Origin of the sequence: Sulfitobacter sp. SBS6 (assembly GCF_048285585.1) — a bacterium.
GTDB classification, from domain to species: domain Bacteria; phylum Pseudomonadota; class Alphaproteobacteria; order Rhodobacterales; family Rhodobacteraceae; genus Sulfitobacter; species Sulfitobacter pontiacus.
This window is the reverse complement of the sequence record NZ_JBLWBA010000006.1, coordinates 378550-396543: the sequence shown is the minus strand read 5'-3', so window position 1 is coordinate 396543 and position 17994 is coordinate 378550. Positions and strand designations below refer to the sequence as shown.

The 17994-nt window shown below is 62.5% G+C and carries 17 protein-coding genes and 1 tRNA gene; 12 read left to right on the top strand and 6 right to left on the bottom strand.

All coding sequences use genetic code 11. The features are described 5' to 3' along the window. The first annotated feature begins 50 nt into the window (after window positions 1–50). Window positions 51–1472: an FAD-binding oxidoreductase gene (locus ACNQ62_RS10770; RefSeq protein ID WP_418094863.1), complete on the top strand. Its 1422-nt coding sequence runs from the start codon at window positions 51–53 to the stop codon at window positions 1470–1472. A gap of 17 nt (window positions 1473–1489) precedes the next feature. Here the strand turns inward: ACNQ62_RS10770 and ACNQ62_RS10765 are convergent, their stop codons facing one another. After that, window positions 1490–2020: an adenine phosphoribosyltransferase gene (locus ACNQ62_RS10765; RefSeq protein ID WP_005849390.1), complete on the bottom strand. Its 531-nt coding sequence runs from the start codon at window positions 2018–2020 to the stop codon at window positions 1490–1492. Window positions 2021–2234: 214 nt separating this feature from the next. Continuing rightward, window positions 2235–3107 carry an S-methyl-5'-thioadenosine phosphorylase gene (locus ACNQ62_RS10760; protein WP_005849388.1) on the bottom strand — a complete coding sequence of 291 codons (873 nt, stop codon included), beginning with the start codon at window positions 3105–3107 and terminating at the stop codon, window positions 2235–2237. Between the two features lie 168 nt (window positions 3108–3275). Here ACNQ62_RS10760 and ACNQ62_RS10755 point away from each other — a divergent pair, with 168 nt between their 5' ends. Next, window positions 3276–4937 carry a SulP family inorganic anion transporter gene (locus ACNQ62_RS10755; RefSeq protein ID WP_005849385.1) on the top strand — a complete coding sequence of 554 codons (1662 nt, stop codon included), beginning with the start codon at window positions 3276–3278 and terminating at the stop codon, window positions 4935–4937. A 78-nt stretch (window positions 4938–5015) separates the two neighbouring features. Here the strand turns inward: ACNQ62_RS10755 and ACNQ62_RS10750 are convergent, their stop codons facing one another. Further along, window positions 5016–5621 carry a flavin reductase family protein gene (locus ACNQ62_RS10750; RefSeq protein ID WP_418094862.1) on the bottom strand — a complete coding sequence of 202 codons (606 nt, stop codon included), beginning with the start codon at window positions 5619–5621 and terminating at the stop codon, window positions 5016–5018. A 37-nt stretch (window positions 5622–5658) separates the two neighbouring features. On the opposite strand from ACNQ62_RS10750, the gene ACNQ62_RS10745 reads away from it, so the two are divergent. Both ACNQ62_RS10745 and ACNQ62_RS10740 read left to right on the top strand, forming a co-directional pair. Next, a complete protein-coding gene (locus tag ACNQ62_RS10745) occupies window positions 5659–6192 on the top strand; it encodes a GNAT family N-acetyltransferase (protein ID WP_009825105.1) in 534 nt (177 codons plus the stop codon). Between the two features lie 53 nt (window positions 6193–6245). Beyond that, entirely contained in the window at window positions 6246–7010 is a 765-nt protein-coding gene (locus tag ACNQ62_RS10740; RefSeq protein ID WP_005849379.1) for an EcsC family protein, read from the top strand. Here the strand turns inward: ACNQ62_RS10740 and modC are convergent. Genes modC through modA form a run of 3 tightly spaced genes read right to left on the bottom strand, consistent with a single transcriptional unit; the run spans window position 7007 to window position 9506 of the window. Continuing rightward, a complete protein-coding gene (gene modC / locus ACNQ62_RS10735) occupies window positions 7007–8095 on the bottom strand; it encodes a molybdenum ABC transporter ATP-binding protein (RefSeq protein WP_386168280.1) in 1089 nt (362 codons plus the stop codon). The two genes, ACNQ62_RS10740 and modC, sit on opposite strands and share 4 nt — an antisense overlap. Continuing rightward, window positions 8092–8781, bottom strand: a complete 690-nt coding sequence (gene modB, locus ACNQ62_RS10730; protein WP_418094861.1) for a molybdate ABC transporter permease subunit — start codon at window positions 8779–8781, stop codon at window positions 8092–8094. The genes modC and modB overlap by 4 nt, the downstream gene beginning before the upstream one ends. Beyond that, window positions 8778–9506 carry a molybdate ABC transporter substrate-binding protein gene (modA, locus tag ACNQ62_RS10725; protein ID WP_418094860.1) on the bottom strand — a complete coding sequence of 243 codons (729 nt, stop codon included), beginning with the start codon at window positions 9504–9506 and terminating at the stop codon, window positions 8778–8780. Before modA ends, modB begins: the two co-directional genes overlap by 4 nt. A 108-nt stretch (window positions 9507–9614) precedes the next feature. Here modA and ACNQ62_RS10720 point away from each other — a divergent pair, with 108 nt between their 5' ends. From ACNQ62_RS10720 to ACNQ62_RS10685, 8 genes are all read left to right on the top strand, one after another. Next, entirely contained in the window at window positions 9615–10073 is a 459-nt protein-coding gene (locus tag ACNQ62_RS10720; RefSeq protein WP_005849371.1) for an NUDIX hydrolase, read from the top strand. A gap of 57 nt (window positions 10074–10130) precedes the next feature. Next, a complete protein-coding gene (locus ACNQ62_RS10715; protein ID WP_418094859.1) occupies window positions 10131–10604 on the top strand; it encodes a DUF1178 family protein in 474 nt (157 codons plus the stop codon). 161 nt (window positions 10605–10765) lie between these two features. Further along, entirely contained in the window at window positions 10766–12004 is a 1239-nt protein-coding gene (locus ACNQ62_RS10710) for an aspartate kinase (RefSeq protein ID WP_005849367.1), read from the top strand. Between the two features lie 161 nt (window positions 12005–12165). Next, the gene (ptsP, locus tag ACNQ62_RS10705; RefSeq protein ID WP_418094858.1) at window positions 12166–14427 is read left to right on the top strand and encodes a phosphoenolpyruvate--protein phosphotransferase; all 2262 of its coding nucleotides are present in this window, start codon (window positions 12166–12168) and stop codon (window positions 14425–14427) included. A 257-nt stretch (window positions 14428–14684) separates the two neighbouring features. Further along, the gene (locus ACNQ62_RS10700) at window positions 14685–15845 is read left to right on the top strand and encodes an iron-containing alcohol dehydrogenase (RefSeq protein ID WP_418094857.1); all 1161 of its coding nucleotides are present in this window, start codon (window positions 14685–14687) and stop codon (window positions 15843–15845) included. Next, window positions 15845–16288, top strand: coding sequence for an acyl-CoA thioesterase (locus ACNQ62_RS10695; protein ID WP_037966265.1), 444 nt, complete (start codon window positions 15845–15847; stop codon window positions 16286–16288). The genes ACNQ62_RS10700 and ACNQ62_RS10695 overlap by 1 nt, the downstream gene beginning before the upstream one ends. Before the next feature lie 157 nt (window positions 16289–16445). Further along, window positions 16446–17606, top strand: coding sequence for a glutamate 5-kinase (proB, locus tag ACNQ62_RS10690; RefSeq protein WP_005849359.1), 1161 nt, complete (start codon window positions 16446–16448; stop codon window positions 17604–17606). Window positions 17607–17743: 137 nt separating this feature from the next. Further along, a tRNA-Cys gene (locus tag ACNQ62_RS10685) sits at window positions 17744–17817 on the top strand. Window positions 17818–17994: the final 177 nt, after the last annotated feature.

Sequence of the window (17994 nt, the reverse complement as noted above, 5' to 3'; positions counted from 1 at the left end):
GAGGACCAAAGCCGCTTGCATCCCGCCCCGCTTGGCGCGATCAATAGGCCATGACATTGAACCCCGCCGATCCCGCATTCGAGGCCGCGCTGCGTGCCGATCTGTCGCCCGACGTCTTCCGTGCGGTCGAACCCCGCTATCTGGAAGAACCCCGCGGGCTGTATGCCGGAAAATCGGCCGTGCTGGCCCTGCCACGCACGGTAGAAGAGGTCGCGACTCTGATCCGCCATGCCAATGCAGCACGGGTCGGCGTGATCCCCTATGGCGGAGGTACCGGACTTGTGGGCGGCCAGGTGGCAGACTCTGGTCCCGCCCCACTGATCCTGTCGCTGGAACGCATGAACAAACTTCGCGCTGTCTACCCGGACGAAAACGTGTTGGTGGCAGAGGCGGGGATGATCCTGTCTGACGTGCAAGACGCCGCCGAAGCCGCGGATCGCCTGTTTCCCCTGACCCTCGCGGCTCAGGGCTCTGCCCGCATTGGGGGTAATCTGGCGACAAATGCGGGTGGCACCGGCGTGCTGCGCTATGGCAACGCCCGTGATCTCTGTCTGGGGCTAGAGGCTGTGCTGCCCGATGGCCAGATATGGAACGGCCTGACACGGCTGCGCAAGAACAACACCGGCTATGATCTGCGTCACCTGCTGGTTGGCGCCGAGGGCACGCTTGGCGTCATCACCGCCGCTGCGCTCAAACTCTTCCCGCGGCACGCCAAGACGGGGACCGCGCTGCTGGTCGTGAACTCTCCGGCGGCGGCGCTCAAGCTGCTTTCGCTCGCGCGCAGTCAGTTGGGCGAGATGATCAGCGCGTTCGAGATCATGAACGGCGTCGGGCTGGATTTCCTCACCGAAAAGATGCCCGAACTCCGCCAGCCCTTCGACACCCCGCCAGAATGGAGCGTGCTGATCGAATTGGGCCTCAGCGGTGATCTGGAACCGATGGCGGCGCTCGAGACGCTGTTTGCCGCCGCCTTCGAGGCGGAGCTGGTGGCAGACGGGCTTATCGCGCAAAGTCAGCAGCAGTCCGAAGATTTCTGGGCCGTCCGCGAGATGATGCCCCACGCCAACCGCCAGATCGGTTCGATCTCCAGCCACGATATCTCGGTCCCCTTGGGCGCGCTGCCCGAATTTATCATCCGCGCGGGGGAAAAGATCGGCGCGCTGGGCGATTTCAGGATCAATTGTTTCGGCCATGTGGGCGACGGCAACCTGCACTACAATGTTTTCCCGGTGCAGGGCCGAAGCCGCGAGGATCATCTGGATGATCGCTTGCCCATCAAGACGGCGATCCATGATCTGGTGCACGAGCTCGGCGGCTCTGTCAGTGCGGAGCACGGGATCGGGCGGCTCAAGGTCAAAGACCTCGAACGTTATAGCGATCCGGCGAAGCTCGCTGCGTTGCGCGCGATCAAGGCGGCGCTGGACCCGAACGGGATCATGAACCCCGGCGCGATGTTCCCCGCGCCGGAATAAAGTCTCGGCAACGCGGTTTACGCGCCTTCAAAGGCACAGAGCGCGTTGACCTCCATCCCCATCGCTTCCAGCCGCTTGCGCCCGCCAAGTTCCGGCAGGTCGATGATAAAGGCGCAGGACACGATCTCGCCGCCCAAACGCTGGATCAGCTTGATCCCCGCCTCGGCGGTGCCACCGGTGGCCAGTAGATCGTCGACAACCAACACCTTCTCACCGGGTTTGATCGCGTCGTCGTGCAGCTCCACAATCGCCTCGCCGTATTCCAGCTTGTAATCCTGAGAGATGGTGCGACCAGGCAGCTTGCCCTTCTTGCGGATCGGCACAAAGCCGACGGACAGCTGATGCGCAATCGCGCCCCCCAGAATAAAGCCGCGCGCCTCAAGCCCGACGACCTTGTCGATGTCGATACCGGCATAGGGGTGCAGCATCTGGTCGATGGCCATACGGAACCCGCGCGGGTCGGCGAAAAGCGTGGTCACATCGCGAAACATGATCCCTTCGTGAGGGAAATCGACAATGGTACGGATGTAATCTTGAACCTGTTTCATGCAGTGCTCCGGTCGTTGGGCTTTGGTCGGTCGCCACACCAGCGCAACAACCGCGCCACAGCGTTAAGCGACCCGCCCCCTGTCAGCAAGCATCTTCCACAGCGCGGCCCCGCGGGACATCACGTCAAAGCCGCAAGGCCCCGCTTCATTTTGCCAAATAAACTCACCTGCCACAGCACCCGCCACGGGCGCTGCGACGGCGTTTGCAGTGCGCCTAAAGCACGCGGCCCGCGACGGCATCCAGCTTGGCCACCAGTGCCGCGTCGCGCATTTCTGGCTGGGTCATGATCGCATATTCCAACGCGCGGTCGCAGCCATGCGGGCAGGGGACGCGGTCGGCTCCTAGCAGTTTGGGCAGGCGCGCGACCAGTTGACGGCCCTTGTCGGCATTGCCCATCAAGGTCTCGATGATCTTGGTCACATCGACCTCGCCGTGGTCCGGATGCCAGCTGTCGTAATCCGTGATCATCGCGACCGAGGCATAGCAAAGCTCTGCCTCGCGGGCCAATTTCGCTTCGGGCATATTGGTCATGCCGATCACATCCGCGCCCCAGCTTTCGCGGTACATCTTGGATTCCGCCAATGTGCTGAACTGCGGCCCCTCCATCGCAAGGTAGGTGCCGCCGCGGTGCACGTTGATGCCCGCGTCGCGCGCGGCGGTTTCGCAGGCGTCGCCCAAACGCGGGCAGGTGGGGTGCGCTACGCTGACATGGGCCACGCAACCGGTGCCGAAGAAAGATTTCTCCCGCGCGATGGTGCGGTCGATGAACTGGTCCACGATCACAAAATCCCCCGGTGCCATTTCATCACGGAACGACCCGCAGGCCGAGACGCTGATCACATCCGTGCAGCCGAGCCGTTTCAGCGCATCAATGTTGGCACGGTAGGGAACGGTAGAGGGCGCATGCACATGTCCGCGTCCGTGGCGCGGCAGAAAGGCCATCTCTACCCCGTCGAGCGTCCCGGTCAGGATCGCATCGGAGGGCGGGCCCCAGGGGCTTTCCACGGTAAGCCATTCGGCCCCCTCCAGCCCGTTGATGTCATAGATGCCGGAGCCGCCGATCACGGCAATTTTCGTCTGTGTCATGAAGTCGCCCTTGGATTGAGTTGCGGGCAGAGTATCAAGCTTGGCCCGTAGGGAAAGCCTCAAATCCGGCCCGCGCCGTCGCGTGGCTTCCATTTTGTTCACGTTTCAGCTAGGAGGCCGCAAAGACCTTTCCGACTTATTGATGCGATTTGACCCGAAGGATGCCCGATGGCGCGTACCACGTTCCGTAGTTTTACCAAAAATCTTGATGTGACCGACCTGAGATGGATGCCGGGAGAGGGGTTCTCTCCGTCGCGGCTGCGCATCGAATTGCTGTCGGGGCTGACCGTCGCCCTGGCCCTTGTGCCCGAAGCGGTTGCCTTTGCCTTTGTCGCGGGGGTCCACCCGTTGGTGGGCCTCTATGCGGCCTTCCTGGTGGGGTTGATCACCGCGTTGATCGGCGGGCGTCCGGGGATGATCTCGGGGGCGACGGGGGCTTTGGCGGTTGTGATGGTCGCATTGGTCGCCCAGCACGGTGTTGAATATCTTTTCGCCACGGTCGTGCTGATGGGGCTGATCCAGATCTTCGCGGGTGTCATGCAATGGGGCAAGTTCATGCGGCTGGTGCCGCACCCTGTTATGCTGGGGTTTGTGAACGGTCTGGCCATCGTGATCTTCCTTGCCCAGATGGGCCAGTTCAAAGTGCCGGGCACGATGGTTGATACAGGTCACGGCATGTCGGGTGGCGAATGGCTGTCGGGTGGGCCGCTTTACCTGATGCTGGCGCTGGTAGCCGCGACGATGGCGATCATCTGGGTCATGCCGCGCATCACCAAGCTGATCCCCGCACCGCTGGCAGGCATCGGCATCATCGCCATTCTGGTGATCGCGACAGGCATGGATGTGCCACGGGTCGGCGATCTGGCCTCGATCGAGGGCGGCTTTCCGACGTTCCACATGCCGTTTGGCGAAGGTGTCGGCCTGTACGGCACCGCCTTGGCACCCTTCACGCTCGAGACGCTGTATATCATCCTGCCCTATGCGGTGATCCTTGCGGCCATCGGCCTGATTGAATCGCTGCTGACGTTGAACCTTGTCAGCGACCTGACCAACACCCGTGGCGGAGCCAGCCAGGAATGTATCGCGCAGGGCGTGGCCAATACCGTGACCGGCTTCTTCGGCGGTATGGGCGGCTGCGCCATGATCGGTCAGTCCATGATCAACGTGAAATCCGGCGGGCGCACGCGGGTTGCGGGGATTGCGGCTGCGGTCTTTTTGCTGCTGTTCATTCTGGTCGGCGCGCCACTGATCGAACAGATCCCGCTGGCAGCACTGGTCGGGGTGATGTTCATGGTCGTGATCGGCACCTTCGCGTGGAACTCCTTTGGGATCCTGCGCAAAGTGCCCCTGACCGATGCCTTCGTGATCCTGCTGGTCACCGTCGTCACCGTCTACGAAGACCTTGCGGTCGCGGTGGTCGTCGGTGTGATCGTGTCGGCGCTGGCCTATGCGTGGAACAATGCGCGTCGCATCCACGCCAAGACATACACCACACCTGAAGGGGCCAAGGTCTACCAGATTCAGGGGCCGCTGTTCTTTGGGTCGTCCGAAGGTTTCGCTGAGCTCTTTAACGTCAAGGCCGACCCCAGCGAGGTGATCGTCGATTTCGAAGACAGCCGCGTTGTGGATCAATCCGCCCTGCAAGCGATCGAGACGATTGCCGCGAAATACGAAGGCGCGGGCAAGCGCATCCAGCTGCGCCACCTCAGCCGCGATTGTCACCGTTTGCTGAAGAAGGCCGGGCACCTGATGATCGATAGCGACGATGATCCCGACTACGAGATCGCGGCGAACTATCAGGTCCGTACCGGCATTCTCGGCGGTCACTAAACCGCCCGACCGAGGGAAACAAAAAGCCCCCGATGCAGTCCGCATCGGGGGCTTTTCGCTTTTCGGGATGTGGCGGGATCAATCGTCGGGGCGGATGATCTCGAACACGTCGGTCACGCGGGCATAATCGCGGTAGCCCAAGCGGGACAGCGCTTGGTAGGTCGTCACGTCGAAGCGCCCGTCCTTGATGCAATCGTCGCGCATATGGACGCCGACGACCTCGCCGAAGACGACAAAGTTATTCTCTCCCTCGATCTTGACCATCTGGGTCATGCGGCATTCCAGGCTGGCAGGGGCGGTCGCCACACGGGCGCAGTTGATCTGGTCGCAGCTCGCCTTTTCGATGCCAGCGTGGCCGAATTCATCCGCGCCATGGGGCAGCGTCGCAGAGGAGGCGTTCATCGCGTCGCGCATCGCGTATTCGACAATGTTCACGCAGAAGACGCCGGTCTCGCGGATGTTGGCCATGCTGTCCTTGGTCCCGTCCACATCGGCTTTGGTCCCGGTAGAGGCAAACATCACCTGCGGCGGCGTATAGGCGACCCCGTTGAAAAACGAATAGGGGGCCAGATTGTCGTTCCCGTCTGCATCGCGGGTGGAGATCCATCCGATCGGGCGTGGGGTGACGATCGCGTTGAACGGGTTATGGGGCAGGGGGTGGCCGTCTTGCGGGCGGTAGAACATCAAACTCTCCTCATGGTTTGCACCTATGGCTAGCGCCATGATAAAGGCAGCGCCACAGGAAAACCGTCCAGAGGGCCACGCCTTGTATCATATTACCCCCGAGACGGCTGCCGATCACTGGGAAGTCGAAGCGTTGTACGACACCTGCTTTGCGCCGGGACGCGAGGCGTTGTCGTCCTATCGCCTGCGCGACGGGGTGCCGCCGGTGGCGGGGCTGAACCATGTGGCACGTGACGCGGGCGGTATCCTTGCCGGGGCCATACGCTATTGGCCGATCTGTATCGGTGCCCATGCCGCGCTGTTGTTGGGCCCCGTTGCCGTGCACCCGACGCGGCAGGGCGAAGGCTTGGGTGCCTTGCTGATCGAGGGCAGTCTGGCGCAAGCGGCCCCGTTGGGGTGGTCGCGCGTGATGCTGGTGGGGGATGCGCCTTACTATAACCGCTTCGGCTTTACCTTGCTGACCGATGTGGTGATGCCGCCGCCAACGAACCCTGAACGGGTGTTGGGCCGTGCGCTGGTCGATGGCGCGTGGGAGGGCATCGCGGGCGATGTCACCGCTTGGCCACATTGAAAGCGGCGGCGGGATGGCCCACATTCTAGCCAAACAGGCGGAGGCCCCACCCCATGCAGATTGAAAGCAACCTACCCAGCACCATTGACGTAGAGGCACGGCTGGACCAGATCGCCAAGCGCTACAAAAGCGCGGGCGGCGTGGGTATCAATGTGTTGAACGTCATCGGCGGCAGCGCCGAGGGGCTGATCGACAAGCTTCCCTCGCCCGTGCGCCGCAACCTCGAAAGCGCCACCGTCAAGGCATTGGGCCAGGCGATGAAGGCAGCGACGTCGACGCGGTCGATGGTGCCGGACCAGAAAAGCTGGCTGAACCAGGCGGTCAGCGCGGCGATGGGGGCGGCGGGCGGCGCAGGTGGCCTGCCCACGGCACTGGCAGAACTGCCGGTGACGACGACCTTGCTGCTCCGCGTTATTCAGGGGGTGGCGGTGGAGCACGGCTTTGATGCCCATGCCGAGAATGTGCAGTTCGATTGCGTGCAGGTGTTCAGCGCCGCGGGGCCCTTGTCCGAGGATGACGGCGCCGATCTGGCGTTCCTATCTGCACGGGTCGCGTTAAGCGGGCGCGCCATGCAGGCGGTGATTGCCAAAGTGGCTCCGCGTCTGGCGCTGGTCTTGGGGCAGAAGCTGGCCGCGCAGGCGGTGCCGGTGCTGGGGGCGGTGGCCGGTGCGGCGACCAACTATGCCTATACCAGCTATTACGAAGATATGGCCCATGTGCATTTCGGGCTACGCAAGCTGGCGATTGATGCGGATGTCCCCCACGAAGAACTGGTCGAACGGCTGCGCGCCAAGGTCGGGCTGCGCAAGATCGCCTAGCGCCCGATACTGCCCGGCGCGACCGTGGTGGCCTTGAGGATCGCATAGCAGGTCATGCCCGGTGTCAGGCCAAGCTCGGCGACAGCGCGGGCCGTCACACGGCTGAGCAACCGGTCACGCCCCGCACGCAGGGCAATGGCCGCACCCGGACCGTCGCCCGGGTGAACCGCCTCGACCGTGACGGGCAGCACGTTGACCGAGCTCAGCCCCTCGGGGCGGGTCAGGGACAGGATCACGTCTTGGGCCAGCACCCGCAGACGCACGCGGGCACCGGCATCGGCATGCACGCCGGGCAGCTCAAGCTCTCCGGCGCTGATCCGCAGGGTCGTGATCCCGTCATTGCCATGCTCAAGGACATCCGCCTCGATCACGGCACCCGCCTCGCGGACACCAAGCAGGGGCACGGCGGCGGGATCGGCCATGACATCGAACAGCGGGCCTTGCGCCTGGACCTGTCCGTTCTGGATCAGTACCAGCGTATCGGCCAGCCGCGCGATCTCGTCCACTGCGTGGCTGACATACAGGATCGGCAGCCCCAGCGGCCCGTCGCGCAGCCGTTCGAGAAAAGGCAAAATCTCTTGCTTGCGGGGCCCGTCCAGACTGGCGAGCGGTTCATCCATCAGCAACATGCGCGGGTGGCTCAGCAAGGCGCGGCCCAAGGCGACGCGCTGCTTTTGGCCGCCTGATAGCGTGGCAGGCGCGCGGTCGAGCAATGTCTCTAGCCCAAGCAGTGCCACCACGTCGCGTTGAGACGGGCCGCTGCTGCCCCGCGGCGCATAGCGGGCACCGAACATCAGGTTTTGCGCCACGCTGAGATGCGGGAACAGCCGGGCGTCCTGAAACACGGTGCCAAGGCGGCGCTTATGTGGCGGGACATAGATGCCGCCCTCGGTGTCCAGCAGCACCTCGTCCTCGATCACGACGCGCCCGCGGTCGGGGTGGAGCAAGCCGCCAACGGCGTTGATCACGGTGGATTTTCCGGCCCCCGACCGGCCAAACAGCGCGGTGATGCCCGGCCCGGCCTCAAGCGCGAGGTCCAGCGCGAAGCCGTCAAAGCGGTGCGACAGGGACAGTGAAAGCGTCATGTGCCCGCGATCCTTTTGGCAACGCGGCGGGCGAGCAACTCGGACAGAAGCACGGCGCTGACCGCGATGGCCGAAGACATAAGCACCATCGCCACCGCCTGACCCTCGCCGCCGGGTATCTGCAAGGCGGCCCAGATGGCGCTTGGCAGGGTTTGCGTCTGGCCGGGGATATTGGCGACAAAGGTGATCGTGGCGCCAAATTCGCCCATGGCTTTGGCAAAGCCCATCACGGTCCCCGCCAGCACACCCGGCAAAATGAGGGGCAGCGTGACACGGGCGAAAACCGCTACGCGGGGGGCACCCAAGGTTGCGGCGGCGTCTTCAAGCTTGGGATCCACCGCCTCTATCGCCAGCCGCATGGCACGGACCATCAAGGGGAACCCCATGATGATCGCCGCCAGCACCGCGCCGGACCAGTGGAACGCCAGTTGCAATCCGATGGTGTCCAGTGCACGGCCCAAGGGCGCGTTCCGCCCGAATGCCATCAGCAGCAGATATCCCGTGACCACTGGCGGCAAAACCAGCGGCAGATGCACGGCGGCATTCAGCAGCGCCTTGCCCCAGAAATCCCGCCGCGCCAGCAGCCACGCCACCCAAAGCGCCAGCGGGATTGCCAGCAGCGTCGCCCAAACTGCAACCCAAAGCGACAGACGCAGCGCGTCCCAGGCGGCGGCGTCTGCGGTCATTCGGGCAGCGGCTTGAAACCGTGGCGGGCAAAGACCGCGCGGGCGTCGTCGGACTGCAGATGCGCCATGAAGGCCGCGCCGCTGTCAGTAAGCGCGGCGGCGGGGTAGGTGATCGGGCTGTGTGTGTCCTGCGGTATATCGTAAAGGATGCGGACCTGCGGTTCGGCCAAAGCATCGGTGCGGTAGACCACGCCCAAAGGCGTCTCTGCCCGCGCGACCAAAGCCAGTGCGCTGCGCACGTTATCCGTTTCTGCCAGATGCGGGGCGATCGCCTCCCATTGTGCGGTCGCCTCAAGCCATTCGCGCGCGTAGATACCGGCGGGCACGGCGTCCCGTTGACCCATCGCTAACCGCGCATCGCCAAGGGCACCCGCCAGATCGGTGGGGTCCGGCGCGACATCGCTGTCTGCGGGGGCGATCAGCACAAGCGAATTGCCCAGCAGATCAATCACCGCGTCAGCCTTGACCGCGCCGCGATCCCGCAGCCATGTCATCCAGACCGGTGCGGCCAGCAAGACCACATCGGCAGGGGCACCCGCATCGATCTGCCGTGCCATCGTGCCGGACCCGCCAAAAGACAGCGCCACATCGCCGTCATAGCCGCGCGCGACCTCGTCTAGGGCACCGCGCAGGCTGGCGGCCGCAAAGACCGTCACCGAAGGCTGCTCTGCCTGCGCGAGGGTGGGCAGCAGCGCTGCAAAAATGAGCGGCAAAAAACGTTTCATTCCCGCAGTATCCGCCATGCCGTAGGGGCGTGCAAGGGCGACTGGTCTTGTCATCACGGCACGGGTAGGCTTTTGTTGTCGTACCACCCCGGAGACAGAATGCCCCGCATGAAACAGCTGCCCATATCACTGCAAGGTGCCCGCAAGGGAGAGGTGCGAACACAGTTCGCCGCGCTGTGTTACCGCGTGCGCCAAGGCAAGGTGCAGGTGCTGTTGATCACGTCTCGGGGGGCGAAACGCTGGATTGTGCCGAAAGGCTGGCCGATGGATGCCAAAACCCCCGGTGCCGCCGCCGCGCGCGAGGCATGGGAAGAAGCGGGCGTGCGCGGGCGGGTCACGGGCGGCTGCCTTGGCGTCTATTCCTACACAAAGGAAATGGACGACGGAGAGATGTTGCCGGTGGTGGCCATGCTCTATCCCGTAGAGGTCAAGATCACCGCCGATAAATACCCCGAAGCCGGCCAGCGCCGGCGCAAGTGGATGTCGCGCAAGAAGGCCGCCAAAATGGTGTCAGAGCCCGAGCTGGCGCGCATGATCCGGGACTTCGATCCGCGCGGGCGGAGTTGAGCCGCTTGACGGGACCGGCTTGCGCCCCCATTTTTAAAATATCTTAACGACGAGAGGATGCCTGCGGGCGCGATGATCAAGTTTTCGCTGAAATGTGATCAGGACCACCAGTTTGAAAGCTGGTTCAAATCTGCCGCCGCCTTTGATGCGCTGGCGCAGGCGGGGCATCTGACCTGCGCGCTGTGTGGGTCGACCAAGGTGACCAAGGGCATGATGGCCCCCCGTGTCACAACCGGCGAGCGCCGCGAGAACCGCGGTGAGGATGGTCAAAAGCCGGACGCCGCAGTGCCGGTGCTATCGAAACCTCAAAGCGCGTTGGAAGAGGCGCTGAAGGCGCTGCGCAAAGAGGTCGAAACCTCCTCGGAATATGTGGGCGATGATTTCGTGCGTGAAGTCCGTGCCATCCACATCGGGGATGCGCCCGACCGCTCGATCTATGGCGAGGCGCGTTTGGACGAAGCCGTCGCGCTGATCGAAGAGGGTATCCCGCTGACGCCGCTGCCGTTTCGGGCCAAGCGCACCACGTCATAGACGGCGGGTCGCAGGCGACCTTTGGCGGGCGGATACCCCGCCGCGTCACCTTGCAACTTACGGTTCACACATAATTTCCCTGCGTTACGACAGCGGCCTGCGGGCTTGCTAAGGGCGGCGCTTGCGCGTACACCGCGCCGGAGTTTTGCAACGGGGGACATATGCCTGTTCTGGTGATGAAGTTTGGTGGCACGTCGGTGGCCACCTTGGACCGTATCCGCCGCGCGGCCAAACGCGTGGGCGTTGAAGTGGCCAAGGGCTATGACGTGATCGTCATCGTTTCCGCCATGTCGGGAAAGACGAACGAGCTGGTCGGCTGGGTGAACGAAACCTCTCCGCTATATGACGCGCGCGAATATGACGCTGTCGTCTCCTCGGGGGAGAATGTCACCGCGGGTCTGATGGCGCTGACCTTGCAGGAAATGGACGTACCGGCGCGCAGTTGGCAAGGCTGGCAAGTGCCAGTCAAGACGACCTCCGCGCATTCCTCGGCCCGGATCGAAGAAATTCCGCCTGCAAACATCATGGCGAAATTCGGCGAAGGCATGCGCGTCGCGGTTGTCGCGGGCTTTCAGGGCGTCTCCCCCGAGGGCCGGATCACCACGCTGGGGCGTGGCGGGTCGGACACCACCGCCGTCGCCTTTGCCGCCGCCTTTGATGCAGAGCGTTGCGATATCTACACTGATGTGGACGGGGTCTACACCACCGACCCGCGGGTGAGCGCCAAGGCGCGCAAGCTCGACAAGATCGCCTTTGAAGAGATGCTGGAACTGGCGTCGCTGGGGGCCAAGGTCTTGCAAACCCGGTCGGTCGAACTGGCCATGCGGTACAAGGTCAAGCTGCGCGTGCTGAGCAGTTTTGAGGAACAATCAGACGAGGCTGGAACGCTGGTCTGCGCCGAGGAGGAAATTATGGAAAGCAATGTAGTATCCGGTATCGCGTTTTCGCGTGACGAAGCAAAGATGACGCTGGTATCGGTCGCGGATCGCCCCGGCATTGCCGCCGCGATCTTCACCGCGCTCAGCGATGGTGGCGTGAACGTCGATATGATCGTTCAGAACATCTCGGAAGAGGGGCGCACCGATATGACGTGGTCCTGCCCCGTCGATCAGATCAAACGCGCGGAAGTCGCGATTGATGCCGCGAAAAAATCGGGCGAGCTGAATTTCGACGATCTGATCGCGGATACCGATGTGGCGAAAGTGTCGGTCGTGGGGATCGGCATGCGCAGCCACACCGGCGTTGCGGCGAAGATGTTTCAGGTGTTGTCGAACGAGGGTGTGAACATCAAGGTCATCACCACCTCCGAGATCAAAATCTCTGTTCTGATCGACCGCAAATACATGGAGCTGGCCGTTCAGGCGCTGCATGACGCGTTCGAGCTGGACAAACGCGCCTAATTCCCGGGCACCCCATCTGCGAAGATCACAGCGTTTTCCCGCAACAGGGGAAAACGCATCTTCCGGCCTCGGGGAGCAGATGATAGATGTCAATGATATCAGGCGTTTCAATTTTGGGACGCCTGTGATCTAAGCTGGCATCGCCGGGGGGAAATGATCACATGGCTGATGGGATAGAGACAGAAAGCCGCAAGCTGTTGGGTCGCTTACGCGATGCCATGGCCAGTGATGATGCAGGGCAGGCGCGGCTGGACAAGATCACGCATCTGATCGCGTCCTCTATGGGCTGCGAGGTCTGCTCTATCTACCTGTTCCGCGATGAAGACACGCTAGAGCTTTGCGCGACCGAGGGGCTGAAGGCCGATGCGGTCCACGAGACGCGCATGAAGATGGGCGAGGGGCTGGTCGGCCGCGTCGCCAAACGCAAACGTATTATCAACACGCCAAATGCCCCGCAGGCCCCCGGTTTCCGCTTTATGCCGGAAACGGGCGAAGAACTGTATTCAAGCTTTCTGGGTATACCGGTGCAGCGCTTGGGAGAGATGCTGGGCGTTCTGGTGGTGCAATCCAAGGCCGCGCGGGAATTCTCGGCTGACGAGGTTTATGCGCTGGAAGTGGTCGCCATGGTACTGGCCGAAATGACCGAGCTGGGGGCCTTTGTCGGTGAGGGGGCCGCGATGTCGGCGCGGCACAGTCAGGCGGTTCTGATCCGCGGCACCGTAGCGCAAGAGGGCGTGGCCGAGGGCCACGTCTGGCTGCACGAGCCGCGCGTTGTTGTGTCAAAGCTTGTGGCCGATGACCCTGCAAGTGAAACCGCACGCCTGAACGAGGCGGTCGATGATTTGCGCGTCAGCGTGGATCAGATGATGGCGATGGCGGGGGGAGACAAGGACCAGCAACAGGTGCTTGAAGCCTATCGGATGTTCGCCAACTCCAAAGGCTGGTTGCGCCGGATGGAGGAAGACATCGGCCGTGGCCTGTCTGCCGAAGCGGCTGTCGAGAAAGAGCAATCTCTGGCGCGCGCCCGTATGGGGCAGGCCGCCGACGCCTATCTGCGCGAACGTCTGTCCGATCTGGATGACCTCAGCAATCGCTTGCTGCGCATCCTGACAGGGCAGGGGTCGAACACGGGCGCCGAGATGCCCACCGACCCTATTCTGGTGGCGCGCAACATCGGACCGGCTGAGCTGTTGGAATACGGCCGCTCTCTGCGCGGTATCGTGCTGGAGGGCGGATCGGTTGGCAGCCATGCCGCGATTGTCGCACGGGCGCTGGCGATCCCGCTGATCGTCCATGCCAGCCGCGTGACCAATGATGCGCTGAACGGCGACCGGATCATGGTGGACGGCGAACAGGGCGTGGTGCATCTGCGCCCCGAGGAAACCGTTGCCTCTGCCTTCCGCGACAAAATCGCGATGCAGGCCGAGGCGCAGGAACGCTATGCGTCGATCCGCGACAAACCGGCGATCACCAAATGCGGCACGCGGGTCGGGCTGCATATGAACGCGGGTCTCATGGCGGATCTTCCCTCGCTTGACGGGTCTGGGGCCGAAGGGGTGGGGCTGTTCCGCACGGAGCTTCAGTTCCTTGTGCGCAGCCAAATGCCGAAACGGTCGGAGCTGTCCGCACTTTATAGCCGTGTGTTGGATGCCGCGTCGGGTAAACGTGTGGTGTTCCGGACGTTGGATATCGGGTCGGACAAGGTGCTGCCCTATATGAAGCCCAACGACGAACCGAACCCCGCTTTGGGCTGGCGTGCGATCCGTGTCGGGCTGGACAAACCGGGCATGATGCGGATGCAATTGCAGGCGTTGATCCGTGCGGCGAACGGGCGCCCCTTGTCGGTGATGTTCCCCTTTGTCGCGCAGTTCGAAGAATACCGCGCCGCCCGTGCCGAGATGGACAAGACGCTCGCCCGCGAGGCGCGCTTGGGCCATGTGCTGCCGTCGCAAATCGAAGTGGGCGCGATGCTGGAGACCCCGTCGCTGGCCTTTGCCCCGACGAAGTTCTTCGAAGAGGTCGAATTCCTGTCGATCGGGGGCAACGATCTGAAGCAGTTCTTCTTTGCCGCCGACCGCGAGAACGAGCTGGTGCGCCGTCGCTATGACACGTTGAACGTCAGTTTCCTGACCTTCCTAGAGAACATCGTAGACCGTTGTCGCGAAACCGGTACGCCACTGTCGTTCTGTGGCGAGGACGCGGGCCGCCCGATAGAGGCCCTGTGCTTTGCTGCCATCGGGATCACAACGCTGTCCATGCGTCCCGCGTCCATCGGGCCGGTCAAAAGCATGTTGCACCGCTCTGATCTGGGGGAAATCCGCGAGGTGATCCACGCCTCACGTGATCGCGGGGATCAATCGGTACGTCCCGCGGTGATGGAGTATCTGCGCAGCCAGACCAACGAAGTCCGCCGCTTGCCCTGAAGGGCCCGACGGCTTGTCTGATTTGTCAAACGCGCCCGAGTTATCCACGCAGGCACTGGTTGCCGCGTCGAAAAACCCAATCGCGCAGGGCGGTTATCCACATAGGTTGCGTAGCGGGCCAAGCTCTTACCTCAGTTTCGCAGAGCGAAAAAAGTAACCGAAATAACGGCTATGCGCGTGCAGGATAATTCCCTTTAATGCCCCCAAGTCGCAGCGCGGAGGAACGCTGCAGCCAGCTATGGGAGAGGCGCGGGCATATGAACCCTTTTGTATTCAACACCACAAAATCCGTCGTATTCGAAAACGGGGCCGCCGTGCGTATCGCCGCGCTGGCAGGCGGGTTGCTGGGCAAGACGTGCCTGTTGATCACCGACCCAGGTTTGCGCAAACTTGGCCTGTGCGACTCTTGCATCGATGCGCTTGAGAAAGCCGGTCATCAGGTCACCGTCTTTGATGATGTAGAGGCCGACCCCTCGCGCGAGACATTGATGCGCGCGGTAGAGGCAGGGCGCAGCGCGGGTGCGACCGGAGTCATCGGCTTTGGCGGTGGGTCTTCGCAGGATGTGGCCAAGCTTGTGGCGCTTTTGCTTGGCTCTGACGAGGATCTGGATGCCGCTTGGGGGGTAGGGCAGGCCAAGGGGCCGCGCCTGCCGCTGGTATTGGTTCCCACCACCGCTGGCACCGGGTCAGAGGTCACGCCTGTGTCGATCATCACCGTCGGGGCAGAGGAAAAGCGCGGTGTCTCCTCGCCCGTGATCCTGCCAGACATGGCCATTCTGGACGCCTCCCTGACCGTCGGTCTGCCCGCGTCGATCACCGCGGCCACAGGCGTTGACGCGATGGTGCACGCGATCGAATCCTATGCTTCGGTCAATGCCAACAACAACCCTGTGTCCAAGCTACTTGCCCGCGAGGCGCTGCGCCTGCTGGGGGCCAATATCGAAACCGTTGTCGCAGATGGCAGCAATCTAGAGGCCCGCGGCGCGATGTTGCTCGGGTCGATGCTGGCAGGGCAAGCCTTTGCCAATGCGCCCGTCGCGGCGGTACACGCGCTGGCCTATCCCATCGGTGGCACCTTCCATATCCCGCACGGGCTGTCCAACGCGCTGGTGCTGCCCCACGTGCTGCGCTTCAACGCGCCCCAAGCGGGCAGTGTCTATGCCGAGATCGCTGCCGATGCCTTCCCCGACCTGGCAGAGGTCGAAGGCGGTCAGGCCCGCACCGCCGCCTTCGTTGATGCGCTGACGGATCTGTCCAAGCGGCTTGGGCTGCCGCCGCGCTTGCGCGATGTCGATATCCCCCGGTCCGCGATCCCCAAGATGGCCGAAGACGCGATGGTGCAGGCCCGTCTGCTTGTGAATAACCCGCGCGAGGTGACACAGGCCGATGCTCAGGCGATCTACGAGGCGGCTTGGTAATGGCCGCCCGCGCACCCGCTGCCACCCGTGCCGATTTCGCGGATTTCTATCCATTGCAGACGCGATGGAACGACAATGACACCTATGGGCATATGAACAACGTCGTGCACTATGCGCTGTTTGACACGGCCGTAAACGGCTGGCTGATCGAACGGGGCCTGCTGGACCCGCAGACCAGCCCCGCCTTCGGGCTCGTCGTGGAAACCGGTTGCCGCTATTTCGGAGAGATGGCCTTCCCCGACCGCGTGACAGCGGGGCTGCGGGTGGCGCAGCTTGGCAAAAGCTCCGTCCGGATGGAGCTGGGCCTGTTCCGGAACGACGAGGAAAACGCCTCTGCCGAAGGGTTCTTTGTGCATGTCTATGTGAACCGCGACGACCACCGCCCGACCGAGATTCCCGCCGCGACCCGTACCGCGCTAGAAGGGCTGAAAACCACGGGCTGAGCGTGGCGTAATCCCGCGCGCCCTAGCTTGGCGGTTGCAAATGCTTGGTGTCCACATGTTATACATCCCCGAATCACAGCGTTTTTCTGCGTTGCGGCATTCTGTGTCGCGCGGGATGACGCGTTGAAATTTAACAATAAACCGGAGAAATCTCCCCGTGTCCAAGAAGAAACGTATCGTCGTTAAAATCGGATCCAGCCTGTTGGCCAATGAAGAAAAGCTGACATTGCGCTATGCTTTCATGAACGGTCTCATGGCGGATTTGGGGGACCTTCAGGACCAGGGATACGAGATCATCCTGACCTCGTCAGGCTCGGTCGCGCTTGGCCTGAACATGATCGGGAAACGCCCCGAAGAGGCCGGTATTCTGGACAAGCAAGCGGCGGCCGCCTGTGGTCAGCCCCTGCTGATGAACGCCTACCGTCAGGTTGCGAATGAATACAATTTTGACGTGGCGCAGATGCTGGTGACCGTCGAAGACATGGAAGAGCGTCGCCGCTTTCTGAACATCAAGAACACCATGCTGCGGCTGTTTGAAAACCAGATCTTGCCCATCATTAATGAGAACGATTCCATCGCCACACGCGACCTGAAAGTGGGCGACAATGACCGTCTCTCCGCCAAGGTGGCCCAGATGGTCGAGGCCGATCACCTGATCATCCTGACCAGCGTCGAAGGCCTGTATGACCGTGACCCCTCCGAACCCGGTGCCCAGTTCATCGAGGAAATCGAAGATGTGTCCGAACACCTCGAATCCACCAAAAGCATCAGCGAATTGGGCAGCGGCGGCATGCTGACCAAGATGCTGGCGGCCAATATGGCACAGAACGCCGGTGTCGAGACGATCATCGCCGACGGTATCATCGAGCGCCCGATTTCCTCGGTACTGAACAACGAACGCCGCCACACCCGTTGTCTGGCGTCGGCCAAGGCCGCGTCGCCGCTGATGATCTGGCTAAGCAACCGTTTGCAGGTTGCCGGAACGCTGGTCGTCACGGACGAGGCTGTCCGCGCGATCACCGCCAAGGAACGCGGCTTGCAGCGTGATGATCTGGTATCGATTCAGGGCGAATTCTCCAAAGGTGACGTGCTGCACGTCTATGACGAGCAGGGGAACGAGTTCGCCCGCGGGCTGACCAACTTCTCGTCCGAAGAGACGATCCTGATGGCGCGTAACCCCGAGATGGAGATCGAAGACGTCATCGGCTACAAAACCAAAAGCGCGGTTGTGGGGGCGGAAAACATCCTGATCCTCGAAGATCACCACCTGCAGCTCGACGCGCCCGAAGAAGACGACAAGCCCGTCATTTCCCTGTAATTGACCATTTCACGGCGGGAGATATTTTTCCCGCCGTTTTGCTTTAAACTGGGCTAGACATTTCCCCAGAAAATCGGGATAAGCGCCAAACGCATAGGGGCCAGCGGCCCATGTGCCAGCCGCGTCATCGCGGCCGAGGCGAGTTGGCGGAGTGGTTACGCAGCGGATTGCAAATCCGTGTACAGGAGTTCGATTCTCCTACTCGCCTCCACTATATTTCCCTCTCTAAATTACGTTTCTCACAGGCTGACCGCGCGCGCCATGCGTCGTGGCTATGGCATCCTCTATGTTTTAACCGTATTATCCGCCAAACACGGAAAATTGCGCCTATTGACCCGACTGGCCGTTGCCCGGCGGGCGGTGATGTGGCATCTCACGAGACAAATAA